Source organism: Cupriavidus sp. L7L (genome assembly GCF_004353535.1).
Classification (GTDB): domain Bacteria; phylum Pseudomonadota; class Gammaproteobacteria; order Burkholderiales; family Burkholderiaceae; genus Cupriavidus; species Cupriavidus oxalaticus_A.
The window spans coordinates 594,536-608,819 of sequence record NZ_SMNY01000010.1 but is presented as its reverse complement, the minus strand read 5'-3'; the positions used below and the strand labels follow the sequence as shown (position 1 = coordinate 608,819).

The following is a 14,284-nucleotide window of genomic DNA, read 5'->3' as shown; positions in this document are numbered from 1 at the left end:
CGTGGAACCTGCAGCTGTCGCAGCCGGTCGTGCGCGTCGCCAACTGGATTGGCATCGCGCAAGCTGGCGCGCAAGTCGAGCAGGCCGAGGCGCAGTTTGCGCAGGCCGAGAGCGACCTGATCTTGCGCACGGCACAGGCGTACTTTGACGTGCTGACGGCACGCGACAGTGTAACGGTCGCCAAGGCGCAGCTGCGTGCGGTGGAACAGCAGCGTGTGCTGGCCAAGCACCGCTACGACGTGGGCGAGGCAACGATCACCGATGTGTACGAGGCGCAGTCCCGACATGATCTCGGGCGGTCTCAGCTGGTGCAGGCGCTGAACGACAAGGAATCCCGGCAGGCTGAGCTGGAAAAGCTGATTGGGCCATTGCCCGACCCGCTGGCCGGCCTCCGGACCGATGTCAGCCTGCCAGCGCCCCAGCCGGCAGACGTTGGCGCTTGGATGGGCAGTGCGCGCCAGAACAATCCCGCAGTGCGCACGCAATTGGCTGCGGTGGAAGTGGCCGAGAAGGAAGTGTCCAAGAACCGGGCGGCCCACCTGCCGACGCTCGATTTCACCGCTGGCTATGGCCGGAACTACACGTCCGGGTCCATGACCTCGCCGGCCGATATCGAGAACCGGGTCAAATCCGGCACCATTGGCCTGCAGCTGACCATCCCCATCTACCAGGGCGGCGCAGTCAATTCTCGGGTGTCGGAAGCCATTGCCCACCGATACAAGAGCCGCGCGGAACTGGAAGCGGCACGGCGCCAGGCTGCCACGCAGGCGCGGCAGGCCTTCGGCGGCGTCACCAGCGGCCTGTCGCAAGTGGAGGCGCTGACTTCGGCGGTCACTTCGAGCCTGGATTCGGTGAACGCCAACAAGATCGGCTACCGGATCGGCACGCGCGTCACCATCGATGTGCTCAACGCCGAGCAGCAGCTCTTTGCCGCGCAGCGCGACCTGGCAAGGGCGCGCTATGACACCATCCTGCAGGGGTTACGCTTGAAATCTGCCGCAGGCACGCTGGCAGAAGGCGACGTCGTTGCCGTCAATGCCTTGCTGACTGAGGATGCCAGTCAGACCACACCAGCGGTGCCTGCCATGCCAGCCGCATCGAACGCCACCAAATCACCGAACGTAAGAACCCAATGACGACCCCTACCAACACCGAGCAACTGGCCAAATTCGCCGCCGAGCAGGCCCAGCGCGTCATCAAGAAGATCCCGCTACTTGGGCCCGTGTCCTGGCTGATGATGAACAACCCCTCGACCCGCCACGCGTTCTTCGCTGACCTGGAATGGCGCGTCATGCCTCCGCTTGTGCTCGAGCAGGCCAAGCTCTACATGAAAGGCGAGATGCCTACCGCGTTTGTGACCTGGGCCTACCTGTCGGAAGCGGTGATAGAACGCTATGCGCGCCCGCCGTTCCACTTGGCGCCCGGCGACTGGAAGTCGGGTGACCAGGTCTTCCTGATTGACTTGATCGCACCCTACGGCGGCGCCTCGGAAGTGCTGGCGGATCTGAGGCAGACAGCGCTGGCGGGAAAGGTAATTCATCAGGTTGCCTACGAGACGTCTTCCTCTGCTACGGTCGTCACGCTGTAGTTGGCCGTGCACTCCACCCGCGCCATCCCTGTGCAAGATCCTGTTGTCGAAACAAGAAGCCGCCACGCCAGAGTTGCGGAATTTTCGGCTCCCCGAACGATTCCGCATGGACGAACTGGTGCAGCGCTACCTCAAGGCCACTGAAGATCCGCGCAAGGTCGTGACGGATCCGGAAGCCCGGTATTTCGGCGCCGAACTCAAGGAAGGTACGCTGGTGCCGGAAGGTGCCAGCCTGGCTGGGCAGGAACACCTTCGAGGCATGGATGGCGCAAAGCCGCGGCGCGCAGCGCTGAAAGCCGGGACGCGCGGCTGGCCTGGATCGCCTGATGGCCTGCGTCCCGCACCCGTCACGGCATTCAGGCCAGCGTACTGAGCCGTGCCTGCAGCCGCCCGCGCGTGATCGCGCCGATCTGCGCCAGCGCCTCGTCCAGCTCCAGCTGCGTGCTGCGGTCGATACGGCGTTCCAGCGCGGCGAAGATGCCTTCGCGCGTGTAGTGCCGCACGCAGATGATGAACGGAAAGCCGTGCCGCGCGTGGTAAGCGGCATTCATGCGGTCGAGCGTGGCTTCCTGCTGCGCCGACATCGCGTCCAGCCCCGCACTCTTCTGCTCGGCATTGGAATCCGCCGTCATGGTGCCGGAGCGGATATTGCCGGCGGACAGCATCGGGTGCAGGTTGAGGAAGTCGCACTGGGCTTTCGCATCCAGCTTGCGGATGACATCCATCATCGCATCGTGCAGCGCGCTGGCCGAGGCAAAGGGCCGCTGCGCCCAGGCGCGTTCGGCGGCCAGCGGAAAATGTTCGAACACACTGCCGAACGCTTGCGTGAAGCCGGACTGGTCCAGCGCATTGACCGGCGCTAGATCGAGTGACTGTGACATGGACTGCTCTCCCGTAAGGCCCGCCGCAGTGGGCCGGGCATGGAAACCGAATACGGGCCGAGTATAGAAAGCAGGCATGGCCGCGGCGAGGGGCCCGGCCGTATAGGACGCATAACAGAATCCGATACCGCTAGGCGCGTCCGGCAGCGCCCAGGTCACGCAGGTCACGCAGCGCCTGCGACGCCGCCGTCAGCATGCCGCGCAGCCACGCATGCGCGGCCGAGCGGTGGCGCGCGGGATGCCACAGCTGGTAGAAGCGCATGAACGGGAATTCGATCGGCGGCCTGAGCACCGCCACCGGCACGTGCTGCGCGTGATAGTTGGCAAAGTGGCGGCCAGTGGTCAGGATCAGGTCAGTATCCGGGATCAGGCTCGGCGCGAGGTTGAAGTAGGGGCAGCTCACGCGGTTGTCGCGGTGCACGCGCATCGTGCTCAGGCCCGTGTCGACCAGCCCGCGCTGGTCGCGCGAGTAGGGCGTGGGCACGATATGCGCAGCGCCCAGGTAGGCCTGCGCGGTGAACTTGCCCGGCTGGTTATGCACGCTGTCCCGCGCCACCATGCAGACCACTTCGTCTTCCAGCAATACCGACAGGTGCAGGTGCTCGGGCGGATTGGGCCAGTTGCCGATCACGATATCGATGGCGCCCTCGGACAGCGCCTGCTCATAGTCGAAAGTGGCGGTCAGCGGAATCGCCGCGAGCCGCGCGTGCGGCGCCACGCGGCGGAACTCCCGCACCACGTGGGCAAAGAAGGGCGGCGCGAGGTAGTCCGGCATGGCTACGGTAAAGCTCTGCTCGGTGGTGGCGGGGTCGAAGCGGTCGTCCGACACCAGCAGGTTGTCCAGCGCGCTCAGCGCCGCCTGCGCGTTGCGGGCGATCTGCAGGGCGCGCTCGGTTGGCACCATCACGTTCTTCTCACGCGTGAGCAGCGGGTCGTTGAAGATTGCGCGCAGCCGCTTGAGCGCCGAGCTGATTGCCGGCTGCGACTGGTTCAGGCGGATGGCGGTGCGCGAGACGCTCTGCTCGGCAATCAGGATGCACAGCACGCGCAGCAGGTAGGTATCAAAGGGGTCGTCGGCGCGGATCATGCGGAGTCTCGGGCGTTCTGGTCGGTAAGTAGGCGTGGGCAGCCGGCGGCGCAACCGTCGCATGTTACGTGCTGCCCATGGCGGCTTTGTAGCCTTTTGCGCACCGCACGGCAACGCGGTCGAACCCGCACGCGGGCGGGAATGCTGCCCACCGGTGCCCCGCGCAGGGTGGCAAAGCCGGCGCCCTAGGGTAATCCATAGGTCTGCCAAGGGACCCGACAAATGACCGGAAACCCGCTCCAGGCAAGGCTTTCCGGGCCATATCCAAGCTGATATAGGGCCTATACCAGCCCTCCCGTTCCGCATTCCGGGCGCGTTCCTATACTTGCACCCAATCCAGACGGAAGGCCGACGCCGCAGCATCCCCGCGGCAACGGCCGCACCACACAAACCGACAAGACAGGAGACTCCATGTCCATTACAAAACAGGGCGTTCCGCTGTTCGCCGGCACGGCGGACGATGCGGAAGCCAGCGTCTTCCGCAAGGTGTCGTGGCGCCTGCTGCCATTTCTTGGCGTGCTGTGGGTGCTGGCGTGGCTGGACCGCGTCAACATCGGCTTCGCCAAGCTGCAGATGCTGGATTCGCTGCGATTCAGCGAAGCGGTGTATGGCCTGGGCGCCGGCATCTTCTTCCTCGGGTATTTCTTCTTCGAAGTGCCGTCGAACATGCTGCTGCAGAAGATCGGCGCCAAGAAGACCATCATGCGCATCACCATCTGCTGGGGCGTGATCTGCATGCTGCAGACCTATGTCACCACGCCAACGCAGTTCTATATCCTGCGCTTCCTGCTGGGGGCGTTCGAGGCGGGCTTCTATCCCGGCGTGATCCTCTACCTGACCTACTGGTATCCGTCCGAGCGGCGCGCCCGCGCCTTCGGCACCTTCATGTCGGCATCGGCCATCGCTGGTGTGCTCGGCGGCCCGCTGGCCGGCTGGATCATGACCTCGATGGGCGGCGTGCACGGCATGCATGGCTGGCAATGGCTGTTTATCCTCGAAGGCATCCCGTCCGTGCTGGCCGGCATCTTTGCATGGTTCTACATGACCGACAAGCCGGAGCAGGCCAGCTGGCTGAGCGACCACGAGAAGCGCGTGGTGCTCGATGCCCTGAAGCGCGACAACGCCGCCATGGGCGAGCGTGGGCACGACTGGCGCACGCTGTTCACCAACCGCAAGGTGTGGCTGCTGATCGCCATCTTCTTCTGCCTGCTGTGCGCCAACTCCACGCTGACATTCTGGATCCCGACCATCATCAAGGAAGTGGGCTTCACCACGCCCATGGCGGTGGGCTGGATCGCGGCGGTGGCCTACCTCTGCGGCGCGATCGGCATGATCGCCAACGGCGCCCACTCCGACCGCCGCAACGAGGTGCGCTGGCACTTCAGCGGCGCCGCGCTGACCGGCGGGGCAGCGATGGCCGTGCTGGCCGTGATGCTGGGCGCGCAGGCGCTGTCGCCGGTGATCACCTTGCTGGCCATGACCGCCGCGCTGGTCGGCACCATGAGCGCCATCCCCGTGTTCTGGCAACTGCCCAACCGCTACCTGGCGGGCAGCGCCGCCGCGGTGGGCGTGGCCCTGATCAACTCTGTCTCTAACCTCGCCGGCTTTGGCGCGCCCTATGTGATGGGCCTGATCAAGACCGCGACCGGCACGGTCAGCAGCGGCCTGTACCTGGTGGCCGCCATCGAAATCCTGGCTGCGGTGCTGGTTGTGTTCGGCATCCGCCGTCTCCATCACAAGCGCGAGGCCTGACATGCACGACGATCACGATCCCGGCTTCAATGCCGCCCGCCGCCGCTTTGGCCTGCAATCGATCACGCTGGGAGGCAGTGCGCTGCTGGCCGGCAACGCACTGGCCGCCGGCCCGGCAACGGCGCCCGCACCCAACCAGACCGCGGGCCCGGTGCAGCAGGGCGGCCTCAGCCCCCGGCTGACCATGCACGCGCTCGACACCTGGCACGGCACGCCCGCCGCCGGCATGCGCGTGGACATGTACCGCGTCGAGAACGGACAGCCACGCCTGCTGCAGACGGTGACGCTCGCCGCCAACGGCCGCAGCGAACCGCCGTTGCTGCTCGGCGATGCCTACCGCACCGGCACCTACGAACTGGTGCTGCACGTGGACGAGTATTTCGCGGCCCGCAAGGCCAGCCTGCCGCAGCCGCTGTTCCTGTCGAAGATCCCGCTGCGCCTGCGCGTGACGGACGCCAGCCAGCGCATCCACCTGCCCGTGCTGTTCGGGCCGTGGAGTTACAACTACTACCGCGGCAGCTGATGCCGTCGCACTGAAAGGAGACAGACCATGGCAGGCATCAGCACCCACGTGCTCGACGTATCGCTCGGCAAGCCGATTGCCGGCATGCACATCGAACTGTTCGACGTCGGCACGCAGCCCCCGAAACTGATCGCAAAGGCGCGCACCAACAACGACGGCCGCACTGACTCGCCCATGCTGCCCGCCGCCCAGGCCCGCACCGGCGACTTCGAGCTGCGTTTCTGGGTGGCGGATTATTTCAGGACGCCGGACACGTTCGCCGACATCGTGCCCGTGCGCTTCACCATCGCGGACGCCGCGCAGCACTACCACGTGCCGCTGCTGTGCTCGCCGTGGAGCTTCGGCACCTACCGGGGCAGCTGAAGCGCAAGCTACTGCGTGCCCGTCAGCACCGCATGGGAGGTGGTCGGCGGCGCGTTGCCCTCGACCACCAGCAGCGTGGCGGCGTCGGGCTGCTTCCCGGACAAGGCGGGCACCACCTCGCGCAACGGCCCGATGGCCGTGCCATTGGCGGCGCCTGCGGCATTGGTCCTGAAGCTTGCAACGGGCGTCCGGTGGCCGGACACGTAGACGTCGTAGACAGTCTGCGGCTTGAGCTGGAACAGGAACACTTCCAGCGCATCGACCAGGCCGAGGTTGCGTGCCACGACGAAGCCGCGCCCCGAGCCGGCGGTAGCCTTGAGCGGAATGTTGATGGGATCGCTGTTTGCGCGCGGCGTGAGGTTTGCCTTGCCATCGCCGGCCGGCACGGCGTTGGAGACATAGACCAGGGCCTGCGGTGCCTGTCCCACCGGGGTGCGGGCGATGACGCGCTGGGTGGCGATGTCGATCACGTCGACGCCGTCGCCGTTTTCCAGGCCGACATACATGCGGCTGCCATCATCGGACGGCCAGATGCCATGCGGCAGCGCGCCGACGGGGATGGTCGCGACGAGGCGCGGCTCGGCGTCGGTGGTGTAGACCTTGACCGCATTCTCGCCGCCGACCGTCACGTAGGCGAGCGTGCCGCGCGCGGTCCTGGCGAAGCCGAGATGGTTGGTGATAAAGCCGGTATCGAACACGCCCCTGACGCTGAGGTTTTTCGTGTCGATGCGGGTGACCTTGCCCACGTCCTTGTGCGTCATCCACACTTCGCTGAAGTCCGGGGTGAACTGCAGGAAGGGCGAAAACGGGCTGGCGACCGGAATGCGCTTGACCACCTGGTGCGTGGCGACGTCGATCACATCGACCTCGGGCGTAAAGCTGGACACGGCAAAGGCGAGCTTGCCGTCGGGATGGAACAGCACCATGCCGGGCCCCGGTGCGGTCGGGATGCGGCGGATCTCCTTGTAGCTGGCCGGGTCGATCACCGAGATATAGTCCTCGCCGCGCACGACCACCCACGCTTCCTTGCCGTCGGCGGTAAAGAAGCCCTCGTGCGGCGAGCGGCCGATATAGGCAACGCCCTTGACCCGGTTCGTGGCGGTATCGATGAACGTTGCCGAGTTCGAGCCGTTGGAGACGACGAGCAGCGTCTTGTGATCCGGCGAGAAGCCCAGGCCATGCACGTTGATCTCGCCCTTGTAGAGCGGCGAAAGGATATCGGGCCGCGCGTTGCCAAGGCGGATCTGGCCGAGCAGCGTATTGGTGGCAGGGTTGATGACCGACACGGTGTTGCTGTTCTGGTCCGCCGTGTAGACGCGGTCGCTGGCGGCCGGTGCCGCGGCGGCAAGCGACGACGCCGTGGCCAGGACCAGCGCAAGCTGCGAGGTCTGCTTCATGTGGGCTTCCTTTAGTGAGAATGGGCAGGTGCCGGGTTGAGGCTCGGCGCGGCCTTCGGATGGCGGGCAAGCCAGGCTTGCATCAGGCGGATCTCGTTCTGCTGGTCGGTGATGATGCCCTGCGCCAGGTTGCGCAGTTCAGGATCCCTGGTGTCGAGCAGCAACGCCTTGGCCATGTCGACGGCGCCCTGGTGATGCGGGATCATCATCGCGACAAAGTCGTGGTCGGGGTCGCCGTTCATGGCGGCGGCGCGCATGCCGGCATCCATGACGGCCATTGCGTCGTCCATCCGTTGTGCGAACGGCTTTGCGGTGCTGGCGACAAAGGGTTCCGGCTGCCGCACCACTGGTGTCTGGCCATGACTATGCGACACCTCGACACCGCCTGCCAGGCAGTTCGATCCGGCCGTCGCCGCAAGGGCGGCGAGCATGAAAGCGGGCAGGGGGAGCTTCATGTGGCGTTCTCCAGGTTGTCGTTGGGCGGGCTACGTTGAAGTAAACACACCTGGAGCCGGCTTTATTCCACGTTGCCGGATTTTTTTTCGCCGTCGTCGAGACACCACCCTCAGCCGAGGTCAGTCCGCCTTCACCGTGGCTTCGAAGTAGTCGGCGAATTCGTCGCGCACCACCTCTTCGATCCGCGCGATTTCTTCATCGGACAATTCCGTGAATCTGGCGCGCTTGCGGTTCGACAGCTCGCCGTGGTTCTGGACCACCAGGTCGATCAGGTTGGTGAGGCGCGGCTGGCGCAGGTCCAGCCATCCTTCGATCCGCGCCACGCTGGCGTCGAACGCCTTGAGGTACCGGATCTCCAGCGCGAGATCTTCCTCGACGCACTGCTGGATGCATTCAAAGACAAACTCGCAAAGGGCGGTCGCATCGAACGACGCATACAGCCAGTTGGGCTGCGGCGACTTGATCAGGATGGTGTCGCTGTCCGAGTCCAGGACATAGTTCAGCAGCCCCGTGCGGGGCGCCGAGTAGTCCTTGAGCAAGCCGGCATAGACCTGCAGGTTCTTCAGCATGCTCGCCGAAACCGGCAATACGACACCCTCCGGCGTCACGCCGGCCTGGCGCAACAGATGGTGGATCAGGAAGCGGTGGATCCGACCGTTGCCGTCATAGAACGGGTGGATATAGACAAAGCCGAACGAAACGCATGCCGCGATGATCAGCGGGTGCGCCGCCTTCGTCCTGATCAGGTCCGCAACCTGTGCCAGGCCTTCCATCATCGGCTCGACCTGCTGCGGGGGCGGGGGGATGTAGTCGACAATGTTGCGCAGCCGTCCGCCGCGCGAGAGCCAGTTCTGGCGGTCGCGATAGGCGTACTCCGCCCGGATCGATGCAATGATCTCGTTCTGCCATTCGCAGAACTGCGCCTCGTCGAGCCGCACCGGGGCGCCGGCAAATTCCAGCAGGCGCCTGAACCTGGCGACACGCTGGTTGTCGGGCAGCTCCTTCTCGATCGAATACGTCGATCGGGTTTCAGCGAGATAGAGATAGTCCACCGCGCGGGCGAGCACTTCCGGTTCGAGCCGGTTGATCGCGGCGGCGATTTTTCCCGGCAGGTCGGCGCCGATCAATGCCTCAAGGCGCTCGGTGCGGCGTACCAGGGGGCAGAATGCCGCCGGGCCGAGGTGGTTGTTCAGGATCCCGAACTGTGCGTCGAGCTGGCTTGTGCCGGTTACATAGTCCGCTTCGTCAAGCGCTGGAACCCGCGCGGTTCCGGCTGGCAGCTTGTAGTCGAATTCAGCGCCGGCAAGCCACTTCGCGTAGAAGCCACCCAGCCGTGCATAGCGCGACCCGGGCGAGGACGCCAGCCACTGGGCGACCTCGTCAATCGCCGGCTGGTGCTCGAACAGGGCGGCGAGCACGGTCAGGTTCAACGGCTCCTTGCGCAACGCAAAGGTGAGGTGGTCAACTGTCGTGTCGCCGCCGCGGTAGCGGTTCCTGGGATAGACCGTCTTCACGCTGCCGTCCGCACCGGTATGCGTGCTCAGGACCCCCGTCTTGTCTGAAAGCTCGGAGGTGGAATGCAGGGGCGGTACGCGAAGCCTGAACTTCGCGATCAGGGCGCTGTAGCCGAGTGGAGCGTGAGCCATAGACGGACTGCGGTGTGAATTAATGGATGCATGGGCGGTTACCAGAGTTTATATGCCGCTTACCGATTCGTCTATTTTGGCTGGGTCATCTTACTAAATTGCCTATGCTGGCCGGGCACCCCGGTTTGCGAATTTGCCTATACGACTTACCGATGCAACTATCCTTCGCGATGATGGTTACCAGTTTGCATATAATCAACGGCCGTTTTGTGATTGACGGTGCACGTTAGCTCCCGGGAAAAGATCGAGCAGGACGATCTCCACGGTCGCCGAGACTGCATCGTTTGGTTTCGGCGAAACTACAAGCGCTCGCTCGTCGGGCTGGCCGAGCAGGCAATCGGGGGGCAGCGGCGAATGCCGCCGCGTCCCGGTAAAATGATGATGTTTTGACAGGTAGTGATGGACAGTGCACAGCTGAAGGCTGTGGGCTGCGTTGTTCGTAGGGGAGTAAAGTGGTTTTCCTGGATTTGTTCCGCACCAAGAAAAAGGCAATCGCGCCGCGGCCCGCAGCGCTGCGCATGCCGTCTGCGCCGACAGCGCTTGTTCCTGTGCGCGCTTACGACCGGGTTTTCGCGCAAGTCATGGAAACGGTCGAGGGCATTTCCGCTGAAGAGAAATCCCAACTGCGGGACCTGGTGACGGAGACGGGTAGCGATGGGCTCAATCTCGGAGGCTACTTCGAGAAAGGTTATGAAGTCTTCTTCAAGGGCCGCCAGTGGAAGTGGGGCGAATATGAAGAATGGCGCGACACATTCGAGCGGCTGGGGTCCTTCCCGTCCAACTGGATCGATGTCGATCAAATCGCCAGACCCGGCACGCGAAGCACTTCTGACAAGCTGCTGGAGCTAAGGATATTCGAGCTCAGGGAATTCCTGGCCGCCGAGGGAATTTCTTTCGACCCCGACGCCCCCAAGGCTCAACTCGCGTCCCTGGCGGAGCACGCACCAGGCTTGACCGCGTCGTCCCTGTGGGCGCGCCTGCATCGGAACGAAGAAGAGGCGCGGCAGAGGGCAGAAGCGCGTCGGCCAAAGGCGCTCTACGACTTGTTGATGCGGACCATCGCCTATCGGGCCAAGAGTGTTCGCGACCTCGAGCGAGCGCACTCCAACGGAATCCACCGGCACGAAGTCATGCTCGTCCTGGAAGCGGACCGCAAGTTCATCGATCTCGCGCGCAAGAAAAATCCCCAGGCCGTGCCGCCGTACTATCCCAACGACTTCACGCAGCTCAGGCCTATCGTCGACTTCACCAAGCAGTAACCTGCGGGGCGCCTGTTTATGTGCCTCAAGGTCGATATTGCGTGTCGCGGCACGACTTTGGCAAAATGCCTATAATCGAATGGCAAATTGCCAAGGTACAGATATGCAGACGATAGAGTTCAAGCCCTCGGGTAGCGTGGCGCCGCGGAACCGCTATCTTGACAGCCTGAGTGACGTTCTCAGCGCCGACATTCGCTCAGGCGCCGATCTTGTCGCGCTCGCCGTGGAGCGGCTGCCCGCCGACACCATGGAGCGTTTACTGCATGCAGGCCTGGTGTGGGACGAGATCAGCTTCATTATCCCGCGCCGCACGCTTAGCCACAGGCGCGAGCGCGGCGAGTCGCTCACGGTGGACGAATCGGACAAGGCCATTCGGCTGGCGCGGATTCTCGCGCAAGCCATCTCCACCTTCGGCGAAGCCGATCGGGCACTGGCCTGGCTGAGAGCCGGCCAGCAACGCTTTGCCGGCAAGTCGCCGCTTGAACTGGCGGGCACGGAACAGGGCGCACGCCTGGTCGAGGAAGAACTGCTTCAGATCGACGAAGGGTATTTCGCCTGATGTACCTGTGGCGGATCAGCAATTACGCCGACCTGAAAGGGTTGGGCGGACTTCGGGCGGGCGGCCGGTGGCATTTTCCAGGCCAGCCAGTCGTCTACCTCGCCGAGCATCCGGCGCTGGCATTCCTGGAGATCCTCGTCCATCACGAGGTGGCGAGGATCGAGGACCTGCCGAAGCAATACCAGCTGCTCCAGGTAGAAGTCCCCGAGTCGGTGGCGGTGGCCGAAATTGCGGCATTGCCCGAAGACTGGAAAACCGACAGCCAGTGGTCCAGAAGCGCCGGCACGGAATGGCTTGCCGCTCGCACCAGCTTGCTGCTGAAGGTGCCGAGCGTGCTGGTGCCATACGCCTCCAACTACGTCCTCAATCCCGAACATCCGGATGCGACCGCCGTCAGGATTGTCCTGGCCACGCGCGTCGATCACGATCCCAGGATTCTGTCGCTGCTGACGGAGCCGAAAGCGCAGGGCTAGAAGCCAGGGCACAAGCAACGCGCCCGGCGGCTCCCGGCACTACAGGCAGGGAGTCAGAACCGGTGGCGGATGCCCATCACCGCACCCAGCTGGTTCTGGCCGGGCTGGACGTTAATGACCGCTGTCGACCCGCTGCCGCTGTTGTAGCCGTTGACGCCCAGGTACGACTGGTCCTTGTTCAGGGCGTAGGCCACGGACGCGTACAGATCGGTGCGCTTGCTGAACGTATAGTCGCCCGTCACAACGAACTGCCACGGGTCCGACCCGGTGTGGCGGAAGTCCTGGTAATAGGTTGCACCCATCAGCGAGAAAGCGGGGGTCAGCTTGTAAGTCAGGCCAAGCCAGTAGAGGTTCGCACCGGCATTGGGAGCTTGCGCACCTGGCAGCATGGCGCCGTCGAAAGCCTTGGCCAGGCGATACCCGGCAAAGATCTTGGCCGCGCCCGCCGTGTACGTGCCGGCGATCGCATAGCGCCGCAGCGAGGGCGCCTGGTTGGCCGGCGTGCCGACGTGCACATCGTCATAGCCCACGCCCACCGCAACGGGACCGCTGGCGTAGCTCAGGTAGGCGCCGTAATCGCGGCCGAAGACGTTGCTGCCCGCCACCTCATTGCCATTGTTCTGGAACGAATAAAAGGCTGCGCCGGATAACGCGCCAAAGGTGCCTGCATATTTCACGGCGTTGTCCGCGCGCGCGCCAAACTCCGGCGCGATCCCCAGGATGCCGTAGCGGTCGGCAGTCGCGGCGGGATCATAAAAGGCATTGAAGTCGCGCAGGGCAGTCTGTTGCCGACCGAAAAGAAGTGCGCCATATCGGCTTTCCACTCCGACGTATGCATTGCGCCCGAACAGGCGCCCGCCCTGGGCCGAGTTGCCGGTGTCCAGGTCGAAACCGCTTTCCAGCAGGAAGACTGCCTTCAGGCCCGTGCCCAGGTCCTCGGTGCCGCGCAGGCCCCAGCGTGAGCCGGACTGGTTGCCGGAGCTCAGCCTGAACAGGTTGTCGCCCTCGGGACCAACGTGGTTGTTGTATTCGACGCCAATATCGGCAATGCCAAACAGCGCCACGCTGGATTGGGCGTGGGCAGTGCCGGCAGCCAAGGATGCGGCAAGCAGGGCGATTGTCTGTTTCATGGCTCCTCCGGTTTTCTGTTTTTACTCACGGGTCCCTCCGCCCCGACGGCAGGCGGAACGAAGCAGGCCTGCTAAGGCAAGCATAGGCCATGCCCTCGCACCTGGGCACGGTGCGAGACCTGACGGTCGAAGAGGGAAGGTGCGCCGCCGAACTGGCCGCCCTCGACTTGCTGGCGCAGAACCCGGCCGGTACGCCCGCCATAAACGGCCAGTTCACAAACATGTCACTCGATGGACATATCGTCCGAGTGCCCGGAGCCACGGGTCAACATGGGAAGGAAGGGACATGAACCGAAAAGCAAAATTGCTCCCGCTCGTGCAGTCGCGTTCAGGGCTCAGGCGCTATGCGGTTTCACCATAATGCGCCCCGCGATTGTTTGTTTCTTCGCATAATAAACCTTATGTTAAATGCAGGCGAGCCTGACATGCCTCAGGTGGCTTGATTTCCCGGCCATGTCCGCCCTTCAGCGGCTCGTCTTCGGCGCCATCGACACCGCAATCGCTTCTGTGTAGACCGCCTGCACCTGGTCGCCGCGATGGATGGCCTTGAGCTGCTGCGCATCGCTGACATGCACGTCGACCGTTTTCCCCTTTGGGCCCTTGAGCGTCACCATGCCGGTCTTGCGGTCGACGTTCACGACATCCGCGGTCACGGTCACCTCGCGGCCTATGCTGCCGCCGGGCTTGGCTCCGGGCGGCGCGCGTTCGATCGTCTCGCGCTCGATGGCCGAGCGCATGCCGGTCTGACGGGTCATGCTGACGGACAGCGCTCGCTTGTACTCGACGGCCACCACGTCGCCAATGCGGACCTGGTCGAAGTTCCGCACGTCGTCGCCGACCTGCAACTCGGTAACCTTGCCTTGCTTGTCCTTTAACGAGACTGTGCGCGTGGCACTGTCGATAGCCACCACGGTCGCGGTGGTCTTGACGGTCTCGGTCGCCATCATTGCCCCGACGCCGGACGCGACGTGCACGCTGGATTCTGGCTGGGCTGGCGTTGCACCACTGGCTGCGGCCAGCGCGCAGGCTACGAGTAGCTTGTTGAAATGCATGCTCGCCTCCATGGCGCGGAGAAACTTTCGGTTACGTGAGGTTTAGTTCATCCACGCCAAAGTACAAGCCGCGCTGCAAACCTGGACTTGTGGGCGCGAAGCCACAGGACCCTACCAG

Annotated in this window: 16 protein-coding genes; 9 read left to right on the top strand and 7 right to left on the bottom strand. The window is 64.2% G+C overall.

Annotation, left to right across the window (positions count from 1 at the left end):
* The 3 genes from E1J61_RS14465 to E1J61_RS14455 all read left to right on the top strand — a co-directional run.
* The coding region (locus E1J61_RS14465) for a TolC family outer membrane protein (protein WP_133094716.1) at positions 1 to 1,136 on the top strand (1,136 nt) is incomplete at its 5' end.
* The gene (locus E1J61_RS14460) at positions 1,133 to 1,588 is read left to right on the top strand and encodes a toxin-activating lysine-acyltransferase (protein ID WP_133094715.1); all 456 of its coding nucleotides are present in this window, start codon (positions 1,133 to 1,135) and stop codon (positions 1,586 to 1,588) included. The genes E1J61_RS14465 and E1J61_RS14460, both read left to right, overlap by 4 nt.
* A 106-nt stretch (positions 1,589 to 1,694) precedes the next feature.
* Positions 1,695 to 1,961 (top strand): hypothetical protein, encoded by a 267-nt coding sequence (locus tag E1J61_RS14455; protein ID WP_133094714.1) that lies wholly within the window; start codon positions 1,695 to 1,697, stop codon positions 1,959 to 1,961.
* Here E1J61_RS14455 and uraD read toward each other — a convergent pair.
* Entirely contained in the window at positions 1,945 to 2,469 is a 525-nt protein-coding gene (uraD, locus tag E1J61_RS14450) for a 2-oxo-4-hydroxy-4-carboxy-5-ureidoimidazoline decarboxylase (RefSeq protein WP_133094713.1), read from the bottom strand. The two genes, E1J61_RS14455 and uraD, sit on opposite strands and share 17 nt — an antisense overlap.
* 130 nt (positions 2,470 to 2,599) lie before the next feature.
* Entirely contained in the window at positions 2,600 to 3,556 is a 957-nt protein-coding gene (locus E1J61_RS14445; protein ID WP_133094712.1) for a LysR family transcriptional regulator, read from the bottom strand.
* Between the two features lie 411 nt (positions 3,557 to 3,967).
* Between E1J61_RS14445 and E1J61_RS14440 the strand changes: the two genes are divergently transcribed.
* Genes E1J61_RS14440 through uraH (E1J61_RS14430) form a run of 3 tightly spaced genes read left to right on the top strand, consistent with a single transcriptional unit; the run spans position 3,968 to position 6,194 of the window.
* Positions 3,968 to 5,308, top strand: coding sequence for an MFS transporter (locus tag E1J61_RS14440; RefSeq protein ID WP_133094711.1), 1,341 nt, complete (start codon positions 3,968 to 3,970; stop codon positions 5,306 to 5,308).
* 1 nt (position 5,309) lies between these two features.
* On the top strand, positions 5,310 to 5,831 hold the full coding sequence (gene uraH / locus E1J61_RS14435; protein ID WP_133094710.1) for a hydroxyisourate hydrolase: 522 nt from the start codon (positions 5,310 to 5,312) through the stop codon (positions 5,829 to 5,831).
* A 27-nt stretch (positions 5,832 to 5,858) separates the two neighbouring features.
* On the top strand, positions 5,859 to 6,194 hold the full coding sequence (uraH, locus tag E1J61_RS14430) for a hydroxyisourate hydrolase (protein WP_133094709.1): 336 nt from the start codon (positions 5,859 to 5,861) through the stop codon (positions 6,192 to 6,194).
* An 8-nt stretch (positions 6,195 to 6,202) separates the two neighbouring features.
* On the opposite strand, the gene E1J61_RS14425 is transcribed toward uraH (E1J61_RS14430), so the two are convergent.
* The 3 genes from E1J61_RS14425 to E1J61_RS14415 form a co-directional block, all read right to left on the bottom strand.
* On the bottom strand, positions 6,203 to 7,591 hold the full coding sequence (locus E1J61_RS14425) for a hypothetical protein (protein WP_133094708.1): 1,389 nt from the start codon (positions 7,589 to 7,591) through the stop codon (positions 6,203 to 6,205).
* 11 nt (positions 7,592 to 7,602) lie between these two features.
* On the bottom strand, positions 7,603 to 8,046 hold the full coding sequence (locus E1J61_RS14420; RefSeq protein WP_133094707.1) for a DUF305 domain-containing protein: 444 nt from the start codon (positions 8,044 to 8,046) through the stop codon (positions 7,603 to 7,605).
* 120 nt (positions 8,047 to 8,166) lie between these two features.
* Positions 8,167 to 9,693, bottom strand: coding sequence for a Fic family protein (locus E1J61_RS14415; RefSeq protein WP_133094706.1), 1,527 nt, complete (start codon positions 9,691 to 9,693; stop codon positions 8,167 to 8,169).
* A gap of 452 nt (positions 9,694 to 10,145) precedes the next feature.
* Here E1J61_RS14415 and E1J61_RS14410 point away from each other — a divergent pair, with 452 nt between their 5' ends.
* The 3 genes from E1J61_RS14410 to E1J61_RS14400 all read left to right on the top strand — a co-directional run bounded on the left by E1J61_RS14410 (position 10,146) and on the right by E1J61_RS14400 (position 11,984).
* A complete protein-coding gene (locus E1J61_RS14410; RefSeq protein WP_133094705.1) occupies positions 10,146 to 10,952 on the top strand; it encodes a hypothetical protein in 807 nt (268 codons plus the stop codon).
* 103 nt (positions 10,953 to 11,055) lie between these two features.
* Positions 11,056 to 11,511, top strand: coding sequence for an antitoxin Xre/MbcA/ParS toxin-binding domain-containing protein (locus E1J61_RS14405; RefSeq protein ID WP_133094704.1), 456 nt, complete (start codon positions 11,056 to 11,058; stop codon positions 11,509 to 11,511).
* A complete protein-coding gene (locus E1J61_RS14400; RefSeq protein ID WP_133094703.1) occupies positions 11,508 to 11,984 on the top strand; it encodes an RES family NAD+ phosphorylase in 477 nt (158 codons plus the stop codon). Before E1J61_RS14405 ends, E1J61_RS14400 begins: the two co-directional genes overlap by 4 nt.
* A gap of 53 nt (positions 11,985 to 12,037) precedes the next feature.
* On the opposite strand, the gene E1J61_RS14395 is transcribed toward E1J61_RS14400, so the two are convergent.
* Both E1J61_RS14395 and E1J61_RS14390 read right to left on the bottom strand, forming a co-directional pair.
* A complete protein-coding gene (locus tag E1J61_RS14395; RefSeq protein ID WP_133094702.1) occupies positions 12,038 to 13,114 on the bottom strand; it encodes a porin in 1,077 nt (358 codons plus the stop codon).
* Between the two features lie 464 nt (positions 13,115 to 13,578).
* The gene (locus E1J61_RS14390; RefSeq protein WP_133094701.1) at positions 13,579 to 14,166 is read right to left on the bottom strand and encodes a hypothetical protein; all 588 of its coding nucleotides are present in this window, start codon (positions 14,164 to 14,166) and stop codon (positions 13,579 to 13,581) included.
* Positions 14,167 to 14,284 lie beyond the last annotated feature (118 nt).

What these genes read in the sequence shown, in the direction of transcription:
- E1J61_RS14460 (WP_133094715.1), top strand. Translation starts at nt 1,133, where the DNA reads ATGACGACCCCTACCAACACCGAGCAACTGGCCAAATTCGCCGCCGAG.
- E1J61_RS14455 (WP_133094714.1), top strand. Translation starts at nt 1,695, where the DNA reads ATGGACGAACTGGTGCAGCGCTACCTCAAGGCCACTGAAGATCCGCGC.
- uraD (WP_133094713.1), bottom strand. Translation starts at nt 2,469, where the DNA reads ATGTCACAGTCACTCGATCTAGCGCCGGTCAATGCGCTGGACCAGTCC.
- E1J61_RS14445 (WP_133094712.1), bottom strand. Translation starts at nt 3,556, where the DNA reads ATGATCCGCGCCGACGACCCCTTTGATACCTACCTGCTGCGCGTGCTG.
- E1J61_RS14440 (WP_133094711.1), top strand. Translation starts at nt 3,968, where the DNA reads ATGTCCATTACAAAACAGGGCGTTCCGCTGTTCGCCGGCACGGCGGAC.
- uraH (WP_133094710.1), top strand. Translation starts at nt 5,310, where the DNA reads ATGCACGACGATCACGATCCCGGCTTCAATGCCGCCCGCCGCCGCTTT.
- uraH (WP_133094709.1), top strand. Translation starts at nt 5,859, where the DNA reads ATGGCAGGCATCAGCACCCACGTGCTCGACGTATCGCTCGGCAAGCCG.
- E1J61_RS14425 (WP_133094708.1), bottom strand. Translation starts at nt 7,591, where the DNA reads ATGAAGCAGACCTCGCAGCTTGCGCTGGTCCTGGCCACGGCGTCGTCG.
- E1J61_RS14420 (WP_133094707.1), bottom strand. Translation starts at nt 8,046, where the DNA reads ATGAAGCTCCCCCTGCCCGCTTTCATGCTCGCCGCCCTTGCGGCGACG.
- E1J61_RS14415 (WP_133094706.1), bottom strand. Translation starts at nt 9,693, where the DNA reads ATGGCTCACGCTCCACTCGGCTACAGCGCCCTGATCGCGAAGTTCAGG.
- E1J61_RS14405 (WP_133094704.1), top strand. Translation starts at nt 11,056, where the DNA reads ATGCAGACGATAGAGTTCAAGCCCTCGGGTAGCGTGGCGCCGCGGAAC.
- E1J61_RS14395 (WP_133094702.1), bottom strand. Translation starts at nt 13,114, where the DNA reads ATGAAACAGACAATCGCCCTGCTTGCCGCATCCTTGGCTGCCGGCACT.
- E1J61_RS14390 (WP_133094701.1), bottom strand. Translation starts at nt 14,166, where the DNA reads ATGCATTTCAACAAGCTACTCGTAGCCTGCGCGCTGGCCGCAGCCAGT.